We start from the raw sequence: 17,321 nt of genomic DNA on the forward strand, positions 1-17,321 counted from the left end.
TCCGCTCAATGAAAACGTCCCCTGTCGTCACCATTCACTATTGTTCGCAATGCAACTGGCTGCTGCGCGCCGCGTGGATGGCGCAAGAATTGCTTCACACCTTCAGCACCGATTTGGCCGCCGTTACGCTGGTTCCCGGTACCGGCGGCATTTATGAGATCACCGTGGATGGCTTCGTCATCTGGGATCGCAAAATCGAAGGCGGCTTCCCCGACGCGGCAGCGCTCAAACAGCGTTTGCGCGATCGATGCTTTCCCGAGCGGCCATTAGGTCACGTGGACAACAAAGGCGTTAAAAGTTAAGGCTCGACGGCCTGGGCCGCCTGACGCAGTTGCCTCATGGCCGTAGGCATATCCAGGCCAAAACTCAGCAAGGCGTTGTCATCAATCACCAGCAATTGCCGCTGTTTGCCCGCGGGGGTATACGCCAACCCCGGCAGTGCCCAGACATTCGCTTCTCCGCCCATCCGTTGCAGGCTGGCCTTGCCTATCACCAGCAATTGCGGCGCGGCGACGACCAGCCCTTCCTGAGTCAGCGACTGATAGCGCGCCACGCCAGCCAGGGCATTTTCCAACCCGGCACTGCGAATCGCACCATCTGCGGCGGTACCGCTACCGGCGCCCATTGCCGTTATGCCGGTATGCGCCATGATAAACAGCACCCTAACCGGCAATCGATGAGTAGGTACGGCGGCGATCTGACGATCCAGCCTGGCCTGCAGGACTTTCCCCTCGTTTTCACGCCCCAGAGTGGCGGCAATGACGGCGATTTTTTCGTCGATCGCGCTTAGTTCGGGTTTACCCGTCACTGTCACGACTTTCACCCCAGCCTGTTCGACCTGCTGCAACGCCAAAGAGGGTTGCGCCAGTTCGCTGGCGATCACCAAAGAAGGCTTCATCGCCAGGATCCCCTCGGCGTTGAGCTGGCGCATATAACCGACATTCGGCAATGCCGTGGCTTGCGGCGGCTGCTGACTGGTGCTGTCGCGTGCGACCAGCGTTTGCCCGGCACCCAGAGCATAAATAATTTCCGTGACGTCTCCGCCAATCGAGATCGTACGTTCGCCGGCAAATACCGAAAACGGCAGTGCCAGTAACCCGATAACCCATAATTTCATCCGAAGTCTCCTTTAAGAGCGGAAGGGTCAGCCTCATTAAAGCGCAACAGCCGCCCTTCACTGACGAAAGGCGGCATGAGCGTTAACGCTTGATCAACATGCAGTAGTTAGAAATCCACGTTGACGCCAAGCTGGAAGGTTCTTCCCGGCATGACGGCCAGTGCATTATCGTAGGCATCCTGATTGGTTGAATCCGTGAGTTCACGGCTGCTCAGGTAATCGCGGTATTTCCTGTCGGTGATGTTATACACGCCGCCGCTCAGTTTCACATTGCGGGCAACCTGCCAATAGGCGGACATATCCACCAGGCCGTAACCCGGCACGCGCAGATATTCCGTGGTGGCGTCGGTGAGCGTACTGCCGCTGGCGTTGTTGTAGCTTTCACGGTTGGTCGCCGTCGCCTGCTTGCCTTTGACGAAGGTTGCCGTCACCGCCGCGCCGTAGCGTTTCGCCGGATCATCCCACGCCACGCCCACGATGGCTTTCATTGGCGCTACGCTGTCGATATCGACATATTTATCGCCGGAATAGCTGGACTTGGATTTGCCCTGATTATATCCCAGCGCAAAATTCGCGCTCAGCCCGTTAACCTGCTCGAACCAGGTGCCAAAATTCAGCCTGGTACTGATTTCAGCGCCGTAGATATAGGCTTTATCGCGGTTTTCCGCTTGATAAATGGTGTAGATATTGGAAGGCACATTGGTGAACTTGTCCGGGCTGCCGGCCCGTTGATAACGGGTATACGCAATGAAGTTTTTATAGGTGTTGTAGAACAGCGACGTGCGCATTGTCACCCCTTCCACAACCTCTCCCTTCACGCCCCATTCCAGGTTGTTGCTGGTCTCGGTGTTCAGATCGGCGTTGCCGATCAACGCATACTGCGCCGTGCCCGCATAGCTGGAACCGAGGTTCCATGAGCCGTAAAGCTGGCTGGCGTTCGGGAACTGCACGCCACGCTTGTACTGCAGATAGGTCATCAGCGCCGGCGTAATATCGTACTCGACGCTGAGAGACGGCAATATCTGGGTGTCGGTGTTGCTTTTGCCGTACAAGGTTTCCAGCTCGGACTCCGTCAGCACCGTGCTGCCGGTGGTCAGGCTGGTCAGGTTCTGCGGCTTGGTGTTTTGGTGAGCCACGCGCACGCCCGGCACCACGGCAAAACCGTGCCCTTCGAGATCAAATTGGATCTTGTCCTGCACAAAACCGCCCAACAGATAGCTGCGGCTGTCTGATTCCGGTTGCATGATGGCCGTGAACGCGCTGGGTGCCGGCTCTTCACGGAATGGCCGCTCGGTATCGGTTAACCTCGCGTTTAGCCCGCCGCTCAGCGTATGGCGACCCAGAGTTTTGGCTATCTGCGTTTCAAAGCCGTAGGTATTGACGTTGTAGTCGGAGTAAACCCGCTCCATGCTGCCGGTGCTGGTGGGCATGTAGGTGTTGTCATGCGCCTGGGTCTGTTGGTAATAGGCTTTTGATGTCAGGGTATCGACGAAATCATTGTACGGCGTCCATTCATCTTTCAGGCTCACGCCCCAACGGCGCGTATTGCTCTGCTGCTGAGCGGTACCCAGGATGGCGCTGCCGGCCGAGTTCCAACTGTCGTAATGGGTGTGGTTGACTTTATCGTAGTAATCCACCGTACCGGTGAGTTTATGTTCGTCACTTGGCTGCCAGATACCGGACGCCATCAGCGCATTGGAATGCCAGTTGGCCGGGTAAGCCTGGTGAGTGCCACTGTTGTTGCGCGTTTCCTGCCCGTCACGGCGGCTATAAACAAACACCCCGCGAAGTTGCTCATCGCCCGCCGCGGCGGTAATGCCGTTGTGCCAACTGCGGTTGGACGAGTCGTAATCGCTCTGGTACCCAAAGTAAGTCTGTTTGGACGGCGACAGGTATTGATCTGCCGACTTCGGCGAAAACGAAACGGCACCGCCGATAGACGTATTGCTGCGCTCAATCGAGGTCGCTCCCGATTCGATCTCCACCTGCCCGTACATGTAAGGGTCGATATAGTCCCTGCCGATGCCAAAGGTATTAAGGCCGGCTCGGCTGACATAGCTGCGCCCGGTGGCGTCTGGCTGCGGAATGCCATCGACATCCAGGCCGACTCTATTGCTCTCCAGGCCGCGAATGTTATAACCGGTGTAACCGCTGCGATCGAAACCGCTTTTCCCCGAGGACGATCCCCCACTGACGCCAGTGGCGCTAATCAGCGGTTCATAACGCATTATCGAACCGAAATCGTTACCCCCTTTTTTCTGCATGTCTTGCGCGGTAATCGTGGTTATTGTCCCGGCCTTTTTTTCAATAACGGGCGCGACAACCGTTATTTCCTCTTCATTTTGCGTGGTCTTTTCTAATGGCGTTTTATTTATTTCAGCATTAGCGTTAAGGGAGTTGGTGATCAATGTCCCCCATAGGATGGAATGCCCGATAATTCCCTGGTAATTAAAAGTTTTGCACATGTGTTAACCCTGCAATAATTATTGGTATTCGCTCGCAGTTGCTTCGCCCCGGTAATTAATCGGGATCAAGGGTATTAACGAAAATTAACAATTTTATAAGAAGGGTCTTTCTGCGTAGACTTAATAAAATGCATATTAATGCTAATGCTTATCATAAGCAATATCATTAAAGCCCTATTAAATCTATTGCCGAGAAATTTCCGAGCCGCTTACGAAATCCTTACAAAGCGGTCAGGCAGCGAAAGAAGAGACACAAGGGGAACGAATAGCTCTAGTGCCTTAGGGGGTTTTGGGGGGACTCGGTAAATATCGCCTGCTATCTCACCCTTAAAAATTTAGGATTTTGTTATATATACAGGTGGCATAAAAACCCGGCACTCTGAATGGGAAAACAGAAGTTAGAGTTATCCTTTTACCCCATTTGCCAAATGGGTTTTTTTTCTGGTTTTTAACCAAGCGTTCACTATCTCATCGTTTGCTTTTCCATTCAGGGAATTTTCCATGTCGTTCTCTGGTCGCAATAACATACCCGGCCTTGGTGGGATATTTCGCGCGAGTGCAGTTGCGCGATGTACCGCGACTTGCCTTCCTCCGGGCCTCCTGAGCTATACTGTGCTCCTTCTTTTGGTAACAAACTCAGATGACTATGGAACGCTTTATAGAAAACGCTATGTATGCCTCTCGCTGGCTGCTTGCCCCGGTTTACTTTGGTTTGTCGTTGGCGCTGGTGGCGTTGTCGATCAAATTCTTCCAGGAGATCCTGCATGTTCTGCCGAACATTTTCTCCATAACCGAAGGGGATCTGGTGCTCACCCTGCTTTCGCTGATCGATATGGCGCTGGTCGGTGGTCTGCTGGTCATGGTGATGTTCTCAGGCTATGAGAACTTTGTTTCGCAATTGGATATCAGCGAGCACAAAGAAAAGTTGAGCTGGCTGGGGAAAATGGACGCCACTTCACTGAAGAGCAAGGTAGCCGCATCCATTGTCGCGATCTCTTCCATTCACCTGTTGCGGATATTTATGGATGCCAAGAACGTGCCGGACAATAAGCTGATGTGGTATGTGATTATCCATCTCACCTTCGTGCTTTCCGCTTTCCTGATGGGTTACCTCGATAAAATAACGCGTGATAAACACTGATTAACCGCTCTGGCCGTCATCATCCTGATGACGGCCACCCTTCCATCCCATTAAAAATCCTATATATCAACCTGTTAGATTCCAGTTTCCATCGCCAATTCCAGGTTACGTTGTCACCATTCGGCACCAATGCCCGTCTTGTCGATTTTTCAGTTAGTGCATTCAATGATAATAACATTATAATGCCATTACATTCCCGCCGGGCGCAGAGGCTTGCGTTGGCCAGGTTTCGTCCCGCTGACAGGATCCAAAATCAATCATGCCGCTGAATGGTAATCCCCTGCAGTACCAGGATGTTCAATCTATCCTGCCACACCGGTTCCCCTGTCTGCTGGTTGACCGCATTCTGCCCGCCGGCACGTCGATTACTGATGGGCGCTTAAGCGCCATCAAAAACATTACCGCCAATGAGCCGACCTTTTGGACCGGCCATCACCAGACTACCGTTTTCCCCGGCATCTTGATGGTGGAGGCGCTGGCGCAGAGCACCGGTCTGCTGGCCCACTACTTTCTCGGCCCGCTGTCGCAAGGCGAGCATTATTACTTTGCGGCCATTCAGCGCGCCCGCTTCTACCGCACTGCCCGGCCCGGCGACCAGTTGCGCATGGACGTCGCCTTTGTCCGGCAACGATCCGGCATTGCCCGTTTTTCCGGGCTGGCCACGGTCAATGGTCGCCGCATTTGCACTGCAGAATTTATGTGCGCCCGTAAATAAGCCCCCCGTTTTCTAAAGGAGCCAAAGCGAAACCACCATGTCTATTGTTGATAAATTACTCAATAGCCTTGATTTTTCTCCCCGTGGGCAGGTGATCGCTCGGGAGGAAGACCACTGCGGCGAAATTATTGTTTCTGACTACAAAGACTATCGTACCCTGCGTTTCGACGGTATTTGCGAGCAGAGTAAAATGTGCATCAGTGCGCCGCAGGTGCCGGTTCACAACTACATCAAAACCATGCTGATGGCGGTGGCCTGGCAACCCCCTTCGGCTGCGTTGATCCTCGGTCTGGGCGGCGGTAGCCTGGTGCGGGCACTGCATGCCTATGACCCCGGCATGCTGCTGGAAGTGGTGGAATTGCGCCCGGCGGTGGTGTCTGTCGCCCGCCGTTATTTCACCCTGCCCACTGACGAAAGGGTCATCTTGCATACCGCCGATGCCGCCGATTTTTTGCAGGCTCCCGCCACGCGGCATTATGATCTGATATTTTCCGATCTCTACAGCGCCTTCGCGATGGACCCGCAGCAGGGTACGCGGACTTTTCTGGAACAATGCGCCACTCGCCTTTCGCCTCAGGGCTGGCTGGTACTGAACTATCACGAAGTCCCCGATGAAGGCACACTGCTGTATCACAGTTTGCACTGCGCGTTTAAAACCGTTCTTTATTGTGTGGCACCCAGCGGTAACGTCATTATTTACGCTACGCAGGGCCATCTTGAGACGCCGCTCAGCCTGCTGCGCCGCCTTTCCGCCGCCGTCGGCCCGACCTTTGGTTGTGATTTGGGTTTTCTGTCGCGCAAAATTGAGCGACTGCATTTTAGCTAAAGCGGTGAATTAAATGGCCGATTACCCAGTATGCCATTATCATTTGATTATCATCCTCTGGAGGAATCCTCATGGAAAAGAAAACGGCGCGACTGACGATACTCATCGACCCGGATAAGAAAAAAGCCCTTGAAGAACTGTGCCTGCAACAGGACGTCACCCCTTCGCAGGTGATCCGGCAACTGATACGGGACTATCTGCACAAACATCAGGTGGAATACCCCAGTCAACCGACCCATTCCAATCCCCGGGTTGATAACACCTGACCCGATGATTGAAACCGGATGGCGCACGGAATGCGCCATCTGAAATCCCGGCTTCAGCCCTGACGTCTCCCCACAGAAAATCCGTGCCGTTTAGCCGCTGCCGCGATAGCCAGTGCACCCAACAAAAGCATCAGCGCTGCCCAGGGGAAAGACGCCGGGCCATACCGATCAAGCAAGATCCCGCCGAAAATTCCGCCACCTGCGATAGCGCTGTTCCAGGTGACCACGTTCATGGCCAGCGCCGCATCCGCACCTTCACCGGCGGCATCCGCCAGTGCGGTCTGCAATAGCGTCGCCGCCCCGCCGAAACTCAATCCCCACAGCGCCATGCCGACATAGATCACCCCCGCATTCTTGAGCCCCACGCCCAACAGCACGCTGGTGACGGCAAACAGCGCGAGGCTGGTCAGCACCGCCGTTCTCAGGTGGCGATCAACCACCCGACCGGTGATCCAGATCCCCGCCAACGACGCCAACCCGAAAATAAGCAACACCGCATCAACCCGGTCACCAAGGCCGGCCGGCGTAACGAAGGGCGCAACGTAGGTATAGAGAATGTTATGAGCGAACATCCACAACAGCACCACGCCCAGCACCGATCTGACGCCGGGGCTCATCAACACCTTGTACAGCGGCATCCGTTTTGCCCCCGTCTGGCCCGGATAATCCGGCACCTTTGCCAGTACCCAAAGGATTAACGCCAACGACAGCAGCGACATAATGCCAAAGGCGGCGCGCCAACCGACCACCGACCCCAGCCAGGTCCCGAGCGGCACGCCCAGCGACAGCGCTACCGGTGCGCCCACCATCGCCACCGCCATCGCCTTGCCCTGAAGATGAGGCACCACCATCCGGCGCGCATAACCGGCAAGCAGACTCCAGGCCAGTCCCGCCGCCGCGCCGGCAAAAAAGCGCGCGGTCAGCGTAACCGCAAAGTTGCCCGACATGGCCGTGATCGAGTTAAAGAGAAAAAAACCCGCGATGGTCAGCAGCAAAACGTTACGCCGTCGCCAACGCTGAGTGGCGAGCGTCAACGGAATGGCAGCCAGTACCGAACCCAGCGCGTAGGCGGTGATCATCTGTCCGGCCAGCGAAGGTGACACCAGCAGGCCGGGTGCGATCTGGGCCAGCAAACCGGCGGGGAGTGTTTCGGTAGCAATGCAAATAAATCCCGTCATGGCTAATGCCAGCAGCGCGGTAATCGGCAAACGCTGTGCCGTCTCGGGGATCGCCCGGGCATCACTGCAATGGGTAGTTGTTTGGCTCATGCTTTATCCATTTATATATCGATCGGTATAGATATGGGCGACAGCGAAATGCACTCGTTTTGCCAGGGTGCATTTCGGTCAGTACGTCACTGGAATTGATTTATGTATCGAGTGGTATAATTATGCTAAGGAGCTATCATCTGAGTGTCAACAAGATTTATACTGATCGGTATATAACTTACAAACCTGGAGTCAGTCATGGCACAAATGGGTCGCCCTCGCCGGTTCGACCGCGACGAGGCCGTTCAGCAGGCATTGCATCTGTTTTGGCAGCATGGGTATGAGGCCACTTCTCTGGCTCAGCTTAAAGCGCAGATTGGCGGCGGCATTACCGCGCCCAGTTTTTATGCCGCCTTTGGTTCGAAAGAGGCGCTGTTCAGAGAGGTGGTAGCCTGCTATCTCAACAGTTATGGGCGGGTCAATGATGCGCTCTGGGATGACTCCCTGCCCCCCAGAGTGGCGATTGAAACCTCGCTGCGCCGCTCGGTGAAGATGCAGTGTGAAGAGCAGCATCCCAAGGGGTGCATGGTCGCATTGGCCGTAATGTCAGGCGGTGCTGAGGAGCATTCAGCGGTGCTGAAACCGCTTGCCGATTCGCGCCGGCGTACGCTGAACGGTTTTATTCACTGCATCAAAAGAGGCATTGCCGGCGGCGAACTGGCCTGGGATACCGACGCTGCCGCTATCGCCACGTTGTTTGACAGCTTCCTGCTGGGCGTTTCGACGTTGGCGCGCGACGGCGTCAGTCATTCGGTGATCGATAGCGCCGTCACGGCCTTGCTGGCAGTTTGGGACGCAAACTCCGGAGCCTGACAATACCGATGTCGAACAACGCCTGGCCGCGATCACTGCTCCAGGCGTTGTGCCAGCAGACGCAGCTCTTCGGCAATCTGCTTCAAGTCCTTGTCGTTATGCTCGCGCGGCCCGGTGGAATTACGGATCACCAGCTTTGCCGACAGAATCGATGACGCGCGCGACAGCTCGCTCTCGCTGGTGTTGAGCACCTTCCTGACCGCTTCCTTGCCCTGTAAATCCAGATCCAGCGAGACGGTGGTCAGCGCCGGGTAGAAGAAGGCACTTTCATAAGCATCGTCATAGCCAATGACCGACTTTTGCCCCGGTATCGGCAGTTGGTTCTGATGGAAGGCGCTTAGCAGCCCGAGCGCCATTTGGTCATTCCCCACCAGCACCGCCGAGAAATGCGGGGTCTCACGCAACATCTGCAATGCGCCGGCGTAACCGCTTTGCGCGTCCCAGTTGCCGTGCAGCACCGTGACCGGCGTCAGGCCATAATCCTGCAGCGCCTCCTGCCAGTTCTTTAGCCGCAAATTGGCCGAAATGGAGTATTGCGGCCCAGCCAGCAAGGCAAAATCGCGGTGCCCCAGTTCGTATAGATACTTGACGCTGGCACGGGTGCCGTCCGCCGGGTTGAAAGAGACGTTAAACACGGAACTGTAAGGGTCGACGTCGAGGAACAGGCAGGTAATGTCATCGTTGTCCGCGGCAATTTTTTCCGCCACCGTCGTCTCCAGCGGTACGTTGATGATGACCTTTTCTACCCGCTGCGATTTGAGATCGTTGATCGAGTCCTGTATGCCATGATTGACGTTCTCATCAATCATTGAAATCAACACCTGATAGCCTTCCGCATTGGCGTAACGTTTTACCGCCGCCGCCACCTGCGAAGGGGCATGCAGAGCCAGGGAGATCGTTACCAGCCCCACAGTTCGGCTCTGTTTGCCCACCAACTGCTGCGCCAGGCGATTGGGCACGTACCTGAGCAATTCAATGGATTGCTCAACCTTGCGACGCGTGGCTTCAGAGACATTGGCTGACTTGTTCAACACCCGTGAAACCGTCTGGTAAGACACACCGGCATGACGGGCAACATCCTCTAACGTGGTGCTTTTCGACTTCATAATCCGTTCCCTGTGATTGCTCTGGGCTGATTGTAACAGGCCCCCCCCTCACCGCATAGTTACCCCGATCACATCCATCAAATTTCCAAAAAAGTTATTCGTTCACATATCACGCCTTAGTGATCTCTCTCACTAACCGTTACAAATCCTGCTGTTTTATTTGCACTAAATCACAATAAATCAACAACGCGATTGTTTGTTGTCATGATTAGCCATTCTATTGCCGTGTGGATGTGAACGTAATACAAAAAACATAATGAGGCATACATGAAAACAAGACTACGCACATTGTCTGTCGCTTTGGCGATGGCGCTTTCCTCACCGGTCGCCTTTGCCGTCGAGACCCCTGGGATCGATTTCCATGGCTACCTGCGTTCCGGGGTCGGCGTTTCTCAGGATGGTGGATTAGAAGAATGGCAGAAAAACAAAATTGGCCGCCTGGGCAACGAATCCGATACCTACGGTGAAATCGAACTGGGCAGTGAAGTCTACAAAAAGAACGACGTCAGCTTCTATCTCGACACTATGGTCAGCATGGTATCGGACGGCTCCAACGACAGCGAAACCACGCTGGGGGATGACGCCGAATTCGGGTTGCGTCAGCTTAATCTGCAAATCAAGGGGCTGATCCCGGGCGACCCGAACGCGGTGATTTGGGGCGGCAAGCGCTACTATCAGCGCCATGACCTGCACATCATAGATACCAAATACTGGAACATATCAGGCGCCGGCGCCGGCGTGGAAAACCTCTCCTTCGGGCCGGGTGCCATCTCCGTCGCCTGGATCCGCGGTGACGGCAACGACGTGGACTACCGTGTCGACAACGATAACGACCTCAACATCAACTATATCGACCTGCGTTATGCCGGCTGGAAGCCGTGGACCGGCGCCTGGACCGAGTTTGGTATCGACTATGCGATGCCGAACCCGACCAACAAGCAAAAAGAGTACGGCGGCCTGTATGACGCGGAAAACGGCGTGATGCTGACCGGCGAGATCAGTCAGGACATGCTGGGCGGCTATAACAAAATGGTGTTGCAGTACGCCACCAAAGGTCTGGCGCAGAACATGGTGTCCCAGGGCGGCGGTTGGTATGACGTCTGGAACGATACCCGCGATGCCACCGGTTATCGGGTGATCAATACCGGGCTGATCCCGATTACCGATAAGTTCTCCCTCAACCACGTGTTGACCTGGGGTTCGGCCAACGACCTCAGCGATGCGATCGACAAAAGTAACCTGATCTCTCTGGTGGGCCGGGCGCAGTACCAGTTCACGCAGTACGTGCGCGGCATTGGCGAAGCCGGCGCTTTCTACCAGAAAGATGACCACAAAGACGGCAGCCACTACAAGCAAGGCGGCGAGAAGTACACGCTGGCGCTGGGGTTGGCGGATGGGCCGGAATTCATGTCCCGCCCTGAATTGCGCGTATATGCCTCCTATCTCAATGATTCGGAGCAAGGCAATTCATTCAAGGACGGCACCGCCAGCAATACCTGGAACTTTGGCGTGCAGGTCGAAGCCTGGTGGTAACAGGCATGCCCCAGGGTAAATAACGGCTCCTGGTTTATTGGCAGTACCTTAATTCTCTCATCATTATCTCCTGTGTCTTTGACGACGCTCTCCGGTTGCTGTCGTCCATTGGTAACCACCCAAGGGTGGTTACCAATTATTTTTTATTCCTGATGATTAACCGAAAACCGCTCCGCCAATAATTTACGCAAATTATCTGATTGTTTGCCAAATATCGCGTGAACCTCCTGACCAATAATAATCACCCCCAACGCGCCCGACTGTTGCAAGCCTTCCGTATCGACTTTGGCTAAATCCGTCACCGTCACGCGCAAGCGGGTAATACAGGCATCGACATGCCGGATATTTTCTCGGCCGCCCAGATGCTGCATCAGCGTTTCTAAAAAAGACATATCGACGCTATTATCTTCCACCGGCAATTTCGGGTGCGAGAAATAATGCGTAAAGGCTTTCAAACTGACCATGGTTATTTCCTCATAAGATACAGGCGTAAAAAAACGCCCGTTCGACTGAACGGGCGCAAGGGGAAGAAACTATGCCAACTTGCGGGTCAATATGCGGCAGCCCCAGGGTGCCAGAGCCATTTCGCCCTGCAAGGTACCCGCATCCGACATATCGACATACACCGCCGGCAACTCGACGGTTTTTGCCTTGTCGCTGTAGTTTTGCACGATAATAAACTCGGACTCGCCGTCGGTGCGCCGCTGTGCGGTCACGCCCGGCGGCAATAGGGTGTCCAGCGCGCGCGGCAACGCCAGCTCTTGCGCTATCGCCATAAAGAAATCGCGCTGGAAAGAGGCATCGTTGCGCGAAGCGACGTACCACGCCTTGCCGTCGCCAAAGCGGTTGACCGTCAACGCCGGGCGGCCGGCATAGAAATCACCGCCGTAGACCGCCTGCGCGCTGGCGCCTTCCAGGTTGATCAGCTCGCACAGGTGGCGCGCCTGATAGCTGCCCTGCAAGCCCAGCTCGTTGCCCGGCACACCGCGAATGCTGTTGGTTTCGTCATCCGTCAGGCTGTCGATCTCCTCTGCCCAGATCCCCAGCAACGGCCGCAGTGGCCCCGGGAAACCGCCCAGATGGCACAGATCGCTTTCATTGACGATGCCGCTCCAGTAGCTGGCGACAAACTGCCCGCCCTGCCGGACAAAGGCTTCCGCCCGCGCGGCAAAGCCTTCGCGCACCATATACAGCATCGGCGCAATGACCAGCTGATAGCCAGACAGGTCGCAATCGGCGTTGATGATATCCACCGCGATGCCCTGCTCCCAGAACGGACGATAATGCTCCACCACCGTCTGTTCATAATGCAGCCCGGCGTTGCGCGGCCCTTGCGCATCGTCCATCGCCCAGCGGCTTTCCCAATCGAAGATAATCGCCACCCGCGCCTCGACCCGGCTACCGGCGACCGGTGCCATGGCGGCCAGCAACCGGCCCAGTTCGCTCACCTCTTTGCCGACGCGAGTATCCAGCCGCCCGGAGTGGTCAATCACCGCGCCGTGGAACTTCTCCACCGAGCCGCGGCTTTTGCGCCACTGGAAGTACTGTACCGAATCCGCACCGTGCGCGACCGCCTGCAATGAGGAGAGAATATGCATACCCGGCTTCTTCAGCTTGCTGATCGGCTGCCAGTTGGTGACGCTCGGCGTCGATTCCATCAGCACAAAAGGCTTGCCCTGTTTCAGGCTGCGCATCAGGTCGTGGAACATGGCGGTATAGCAGGCCAGCGCGGTTTCGTCCTGCCGGTTATGCCACATCGGGTAGCTGTCCCAGGAGATGAAATCGATGACTTTCGACATCTGCCAGTAATCGTAATCGTAGAAATATTCCATAAAGTTGGTGGTGGCCGGCAAGTCCGGATTGGCCGCCTTCAGCGGCGCAATTTCCTGCGCGCAAAAATCGGTGGCCTGGCTGCTGCAAAAACGCCGCCAGTCCAGGTTCAGACCGTGAATCGACACCTCACCCTGCGGCGCAGGCGATTCAATCTGCGACCAGTCGCTGTAGGTGTGGCTCCAGAAATCGCTCCACCAGGCCTCGTTCAGCCTATCCAGCGTCTGATAACGTTGCTGCAGCCATTCGCGGAAATCGCTCTGGCAACGGCTGCAATGGCATTCGCCGCTGTATTCGTTGGAAATATGCCAGCCGATCACCGCCGGGTGGTGCGCATAACGCTGCGCCAATTCCAGGTTGATCTCATTCACCTTGCGGCGATATACCGGGGATGACAGGCAATGGTTGTGTCGGCCGCCGTGCAACGCCGGTACCCGATTGCGCCCCACGCGCAGCACCTCCGGGTATTTTTGCGACAACCACGCCGGGCGCGCGCCGCTTGGCGTAGCCAAAAATACGTGAATACCCTGTGCATATAACTTATTCAGCACCTCATCCAACCAGGCGAATTGATATTTACCCTCTTCAGGTTCAAGTTTCGACCAGCTGAATATCCCCACCGACATAATATTGCAGTTAGCCTGCTTCATCAGCTCTACATCTTTCTCCACCATACCCGGATAATTAACCCATTGTTCCGGATTGTAGTCTGCTCCATGCAATAGGCCAGGCACCTTTGCACTCAAAGGAGGAAATTTATTCATCATGATTCCTTAGAAAATAATTACCGAAATTCTTTATTAGGGACTGACACAGTTAATTAAATGACTTTAATGAAGGCAGCACTTTACCCTGGCAATCAAACAGCGCCTGATTTTCACGCGCGTTGCCATCCTTGCCGGATTCACCGATATATTTCATCCCGGCCGGCGTAGCCCAACCGGCGCCCGGCACGGCGATCCAGGTCGGTTCCCAATAAAACACGCCTTTGCCGCGGTTATCCGGCACGTTAATAATGCTCTGCATCAGATCGCGAATAAAATCGGCCTGCCCCTGAACGGTACCCGGATATCCCCCATCCTGCGCTTCTTTGGCGGAGAAGCTGTTGTCGGTATCGTCGCAATTTTCCAGGCCATAACCGTAAGCGGCCTCTACCACAATCACGTCCTTGTTATACCGCTTGCTGATGTCGTCCATATTGGTTTGCAGCTTCGAGATCGGACCGTCCCAATAGGTGTACATCGATAAACCTATGACATCGAACGGCACATTGCGCCGGGTTATCTCGTCAAACCACCAACGGAAAGTGTCATTCTTGGTGCCCTCGGCCAAATGCAGCATGATTTTCACCTGTGAAGGCGAATCGAGGTTTTCCCGCAGCCCGGCGATCGCCGCGTTCAGCAACCCGGCCAGCCGATCAAACTCCCCACCGCCCTGGCCCCAGCTTTTGCCTTCCGGCCACAGAATGCCGCCATTAATCTCGTTGCCGATCTGCACCATATCCGGCAACACGCCTTGCTGCTTGAAGCTGGCAATGGTGTCGCGGGTATAGTCATGGATCGTCGTTTTCAGTTGGTCATAGCTCATTTTGTCCCAGGCCTTGGGCTTGAACTGCTTGCCGGGATCGGTCCAGAAGTCGCTGTAATGGAAATCCAGCAGCAGCTTCATCCCTTGCGCCTTGACGCGCTTGGCCAGCGCCAGCGTGGTGGCGAGATTATTGTTGCCGGCACCATAAGGTTGGCCTGCGCTGTCCTGCGGATCGACCCACAGGCGCAGGCGCACATAGTTCACGCCGTTGTGTTTGAGGATGACCAGCGGATCCTGCTGAACGTCGTTCTGGTCGTAGAACTTGCCGCCGTGCTGCTCCACGTCCGCCAGGGTAGAAATATCGACGCCTTTGATAAAGCCGGCCGGAACATCGTTCAGCGGTTTAATGATGACGCTGTCCGCCGCAAACGCCGTGGCGGACAGCAGCCCGGCCGCCAGACACAGGCTTAATAAAGCCGGTTTGAATGTTTTCATCGCATTATCCTTTTGTGCTGCCAGAGGTCAGGCCGGAAACAAAGTACTTTTGCAGGGCCAGGTATAAGATGGCGACCGGCAGCGCGATCAACACCGCCCCCGCCGCGTAGGTGGTGTAGCTGGCGCCCATCTTTTGCGACACCAGGTTATACAGGCCGATGGGCAGCGTATATTGGTCCGGGGTACGCAAAATGGTGCTGGAGAGAATGAAATCTCCCAGCGGGCCGGTAAACGAGAACAGCGCCACCACGGCGATAATCGGCTTGGAGAGCGGCATGATGATCTCGATGAAAATCCGGAAGTTACCGGCGCCGTCCATCCGGGCGGATTCGTCCAAATCCTTCGGAATCGCATCCAGATAGCCCTTCATCAGATAGGTGTTCATCGGGATCATCCCCGCCACGTAGATCAACACCAGCGCCATATGGCTGTTGATCAGCCCCAGCAGCTGCGACAGCACAAAAATGGCAATCAGCGCGGAGAACTGCGGGATCATCTGCAACAGCAGGAACAACATCAGGCCGTTCTGCCGCCCCTTGAAGCGAAAGCGTGAAAACGAATAGGCGGTAAAACTGACGCTGATCAGCGTCAGCACCATGGTCAGGAAGCTGATTTTCATCGAGTTCCAATACCAGGTCAGGTAATTGACCTTGCCGTTGAACAAGTCGGCATAGTGCTGAAACGACAGATTTTCCGGGATGATCGAGCTGCTCAGCAGGCTGTTGCCGGCATTGAGCGACGCGCCGAGGGTCCACACCAGCGGGTAGATGATGATGACGGACACCAGAATGATCACCAGCCAGGACAGCGATAAACGCACCCACTTCTCTTTCTTGATGCTCTTTGACATTGCTATCCCCTTAGGCCGCGTCATCGTTCTTGAACGAATTGGTGGCGCGGAACTGCCACAGCGCGATGCCCACCACGAAAATCGACAACAGAATGGTGATGGTGGCGGCGATGGCGTATTGCGAAGACGACATCGTCAGCTTGTAGATCCAGGACACCAGAATATCCGTCCCTCCGGCGTTGGAACCGGCCACCGCCGGGCCGCCGTTATTGAACAGGTAGATGATATTGAAATTGTTAAAATTGAAGGTGTATTGCGTGATGATGATCGGCGCAATCGAATAAAGCACCAGCGGCAGCGTAATGGTGCGCAGCTTGGTCCAGGTGCTCGCCCCGTCCATGGTCGCGGCTTCGTACAGGTCATCCGGGATCGCCTGCAGCACGCCGGTGGTCATGGCGAACACAAACGGGAAGCCCAGCCAGGTCTGCATCAGGATCAGCGCTGTTTTGGTCCAGAACGGATCGGTCATCCAGGCTTTCGGCGCAATGCCGAAAAACGCCAGAATGGCATTGTTGATCACCCCGAACGAGTCGTTGAACATGCCGGCGAACACCAAAATGGTAACGAAGCCCGGTACTGCCCAAGGCAAAATGAAAATGGTGCGGATCAGCGGTTTGAAACGTAAATCCTTCTGATTGACCAGGATCGCCAACATCACCCCTACCGTGCATTGCAGCGTGGTGGCCAGCAACGTCCAGACCACGGTCCATTGCAGCACGTCAAAGAAGGTGGAACGCCAGATCGACAGGGTGAAGATATTGATAAAGTTCTTGAACCCGACCCAATCGACCAGCTTGGCCGGCGGCGTGTGATACAGGTTGTAGTTGGTAAAGGCGATAGAGAAGCCAAACAAAATGGGGAAGATCACCACGAACACCAACAGGATAAACCCCGGCGTGATCATCAGATAAGGGAAGCCTTCGCTCAGCAGCATCTGGTATTGCTTGCGCACGCTGTTCAGCGCCATACCGGCATCGCGCTTTCTGCCATTCACCCAGGCGTCGCGTATCGACAGGCCGTAAACCGCCAGGCCAAAGCCAATCACCAGTACGCTGAGGATCCCCTCCGCCAACAGGAAAATGGAGTTATCGCGTGGCACTTCACTGCCGAGCGTATACAGCCCCCACAGCCCTTCGGTGAGGAACTGCCAGGTCACCCCGACAAAGCTGCTGAGCAGCACCAGAAAGATCAGCCCTTTCGCCCATTGGCGATGATAGAACTGACCAAACCCGGGGATCAGCGCCAATATCAGCGCCCCCACGGAATGGCTGTATCGGCCCCGGTCGGCGGACAACTTTTCACTTGGAGTGACAATCACACACTGCTCCTTCTTGAAAACGGGAGGAGACCTCCCGTTGCAGACTGCTGG

The 17,321-nt window shown here is 55.4% G+C and carries 16 protein-coding genes; 7 read left to right on the forward strand and 9 right to left on the reverse strand.

Features of this window, described 5'->3' with window-relative positions:
- Positions 1–8: 8 nt before the first annotated feature.
- Complete coding sequence (locus D4100_RS02145; RefSeq protein WP_006318368.1) at positions 9–302, forward strand: Rdx family protein; 294 nt, start codon at positions 9–11, stop codon at positions 300–302.
- Here the strand turns inward: D4100_RS02145 and D4100_RS02150 are convergent.
- Both D4100_RS02150 and D4100_RS02155 read right to left on the reverse strand, forming a co-directional pair.
- Entirely contained in the window at positions 299–1,117 is an 819-nt protein-coding gene (locus D4100_RS02150; protein WP_119802852.1) for a heme/hemin ABC transporter substrate-binding protein, read from the reverse strand. The two genes, D4100_RS02145 and D4100_RS02150, sit on opposite strands and share 4 nt — an antisense overlap.
- A gap of 107 nt (positions 1,118–1,224) precedes the next feature.
- Entirely contained in the window at positions 1,225–3,582 is a 2,358-nt protein-coding gene (locus D4100_RS02155) for a TonB-dependent receptor domain-containing protein (RefSeq protein WP_119802854.1), read from the reverse strand.
- A 646-nt stretch (positions 3,583–4,228) separates the two neighbouring features.
- Between D4100_RS02155 and D4100_RS02160 the strand changes: the two genes are divergently transcribed.
- The 4 genes from D4100_RS02160 to D4100_RS02175 all read left to right on the forward strand — a co-directional run bounded on the left by D4100_RS02160 (position 4,229) and on the right by D4100_RS02175 (position 6,530).
- On the forward strand, positions 4,229–4,723 hold the full coding sequence (locus tag D4100_RS02160) for a TIGR00645 family protein (RefSeq protein ID WP_006318360.1): 495 nt from the start codon (positions 4,229–4,231) through the stop codon (positions 4,721–4,723).
- Positions 4,724–4,982: 259 nt separating this feature from the next.
- A complete protein-coding gene (fabZ, locus tag D4100_RS02165) occupies positions 4,983–5,438 on the forward strand; it encodes a 3-hydroxyacyl-ACP dehydratase FabZ (protein ID WP_006318359.1) in 456 nt (151 codons plus the stop codon).
- A 37-nt stretch (positions 5,439–5,475) separates the two neighbouring features.
- A complete protein-coding gene (locus tag D4100_RS02170; RefSeq protein WP_119802856.1) occupies positions 5,476–6,264 on the forward strand; it encodes a spermidine synthase in 789 nt (262 codons plus the stop codon).
- 71 nt (positions 6,265–6,335) lie between these two features.
- Positions 6,336–6,530 (forward strand): ribbon-helix-helix protein, CopG family, encoded by a 195-nt coding sequence (locus D4100_RS02175; RefSeq protein ID WP_004944384.1) that lies wholly within the window; start codon positions 6,336–6,338, stop codon positions 6,528–6,530.
- Positions 6,531–6,583: 53 nt separating this feature from the next.
- Here the strand turns inward: D4100_RS02175 and D4100_RS02180 are convergent, their stop codons facing one another.
- Positions 6,584–7,798, reverse strand: a complete 1,215-nt coding sequence (locus D4100_RS02180) for an MFS transporter (RefSeq protein ID WP_119802858.1) — start codon at positions 7,796–7,798, stop codon at positions 6,584–6,586.
- Positions 7,799–7,996: 198 nt separating this feature from the next.
- Between D4100_RS02180 and D4100_RS02185 the strand changes: the two genes are divergently transcribed.
- A complete protein-coding gene (locus tag D4100_RS02185) occupies positions 7,997–8,611 on the forward strand; it encodes a TetR/AcrR family transcriptional regulator (protein WP_119802860.1) in 615 nt (204 codons plus the stop codon).
- Between the two features lie 32 nt (positions 8,612–8,643).
- Here the strand turns inward: D4100_RS02185 and D4100_RS02190 are convergent, their stop codons facing one another.
- Complete coding sequence (locus D4100_RS02190) at positions 8,644–9,717, reverse strand: LacI family DNA-binding transcriptional regulator (protein WP_006318344.1); 1,074 nt, start codon at positions 9,715–9,717, stop codon at positions 8,644–8,646.
- A 267-nt stretch (positions 9,718–9,984) separates the two neighbouring features.
- Here D4100_RS02190 and D4100_RS02195 point away from each other — a divergent pair, with 267 nt between their 5' ends.
- Positions 9,985–11,250 (forward strand): maltoporin, encoded by a 1,266-nt coding sequence (locus D4100_RS02195; RefSeq protein ID WP_020439019.1) that lies wholly within the window; start codon positions 9,985–9,987, stop codon positions 11,248–11,250.
- A 143-nt stretch (positions 11,251–11,393) separates the two neighbouring features.
- On the opposite strand, the gene D4100_RS02200 is transcribed toward D4100_RS02195, so the two are convergent.
- The 5 genes from D4100_RS02200 to D4100_RS02220 all read right to left on the reverse strand — a co-directional run bounded on the left by D4100_RS02200 (position 11,394) and on the right by D4100_RS02220 (position 17,270).
- Positions 11,394–11,714 (reverse strand): PTS sugar transporter subunit IIB, encoded by a 321-nt coding sequence (locus D4100_RS02200; protein ID WP_006318337.1) that lies wholly within the window; start codon positions 11,712–11,714, stop codon positions 11,394–11,396.
- A 69-nt stretch (positions 11,715–11,783) separates the two neighbouring features.
- Positions 11,784–13,844 (reverse strand): beta-galactosidase, encoded by a 2,061-nt coding sequence (locus D4100_RS02205; RefSeq protein WP_119802862.1) that lies wholly within the window; start codon positions 13,842–13,844, stop codon positions 11,784–11,786.
- A 52-nt stretch (positions 13,845–13,896) separates the two neighbouring features.
- Positions 13,897–15,102: a glycoside hydrolase family 53 protein gene (locus D4100_RS02210; RefSeq protein ID WP_064798814.1), complete on the reverse strand. Its 1,206-nt coding sequence runs from the start codon at positions 15,100–15,102 to the stop codon at positions 13,897–13,899.
- Between the two features lie 4 nt (positions 15,103–15,106).
- Entirely contained in the window at positions 15,107–15,958 is an 852-nt protein-coding gene (locus D4100_RS02215; RefSeq protein WP_064799261.1) for a sugar ABC transporter permease, read from the reverse strand.
- Positions 15,959–15,962: 4 nt separating this feature from the next.
- Complete coding sequence (locus D4100_RS02220) at positions 15,963–17,270, reverse strand: carbohydrate ABC transporter permease (RefSeq protein ID WP_006318332.1); 1,308 nt, start codon at positions 17,268–17,270, stop codon at positions 15,963–15,965.
- Positions 17,271–17,321: the final 51 nt, after the last annotated feature.

Source organism: Serratia inhibens, assembly GCF_003591175.1.
In the GTDB taxonomy this organism is placed as follows: domain Bacteria; phylum Pseudomonadota; class Gammaproteobacteria; order Enterobacterales; family Enterobacteriaceae; genus Serratia; species Serratia inhibens.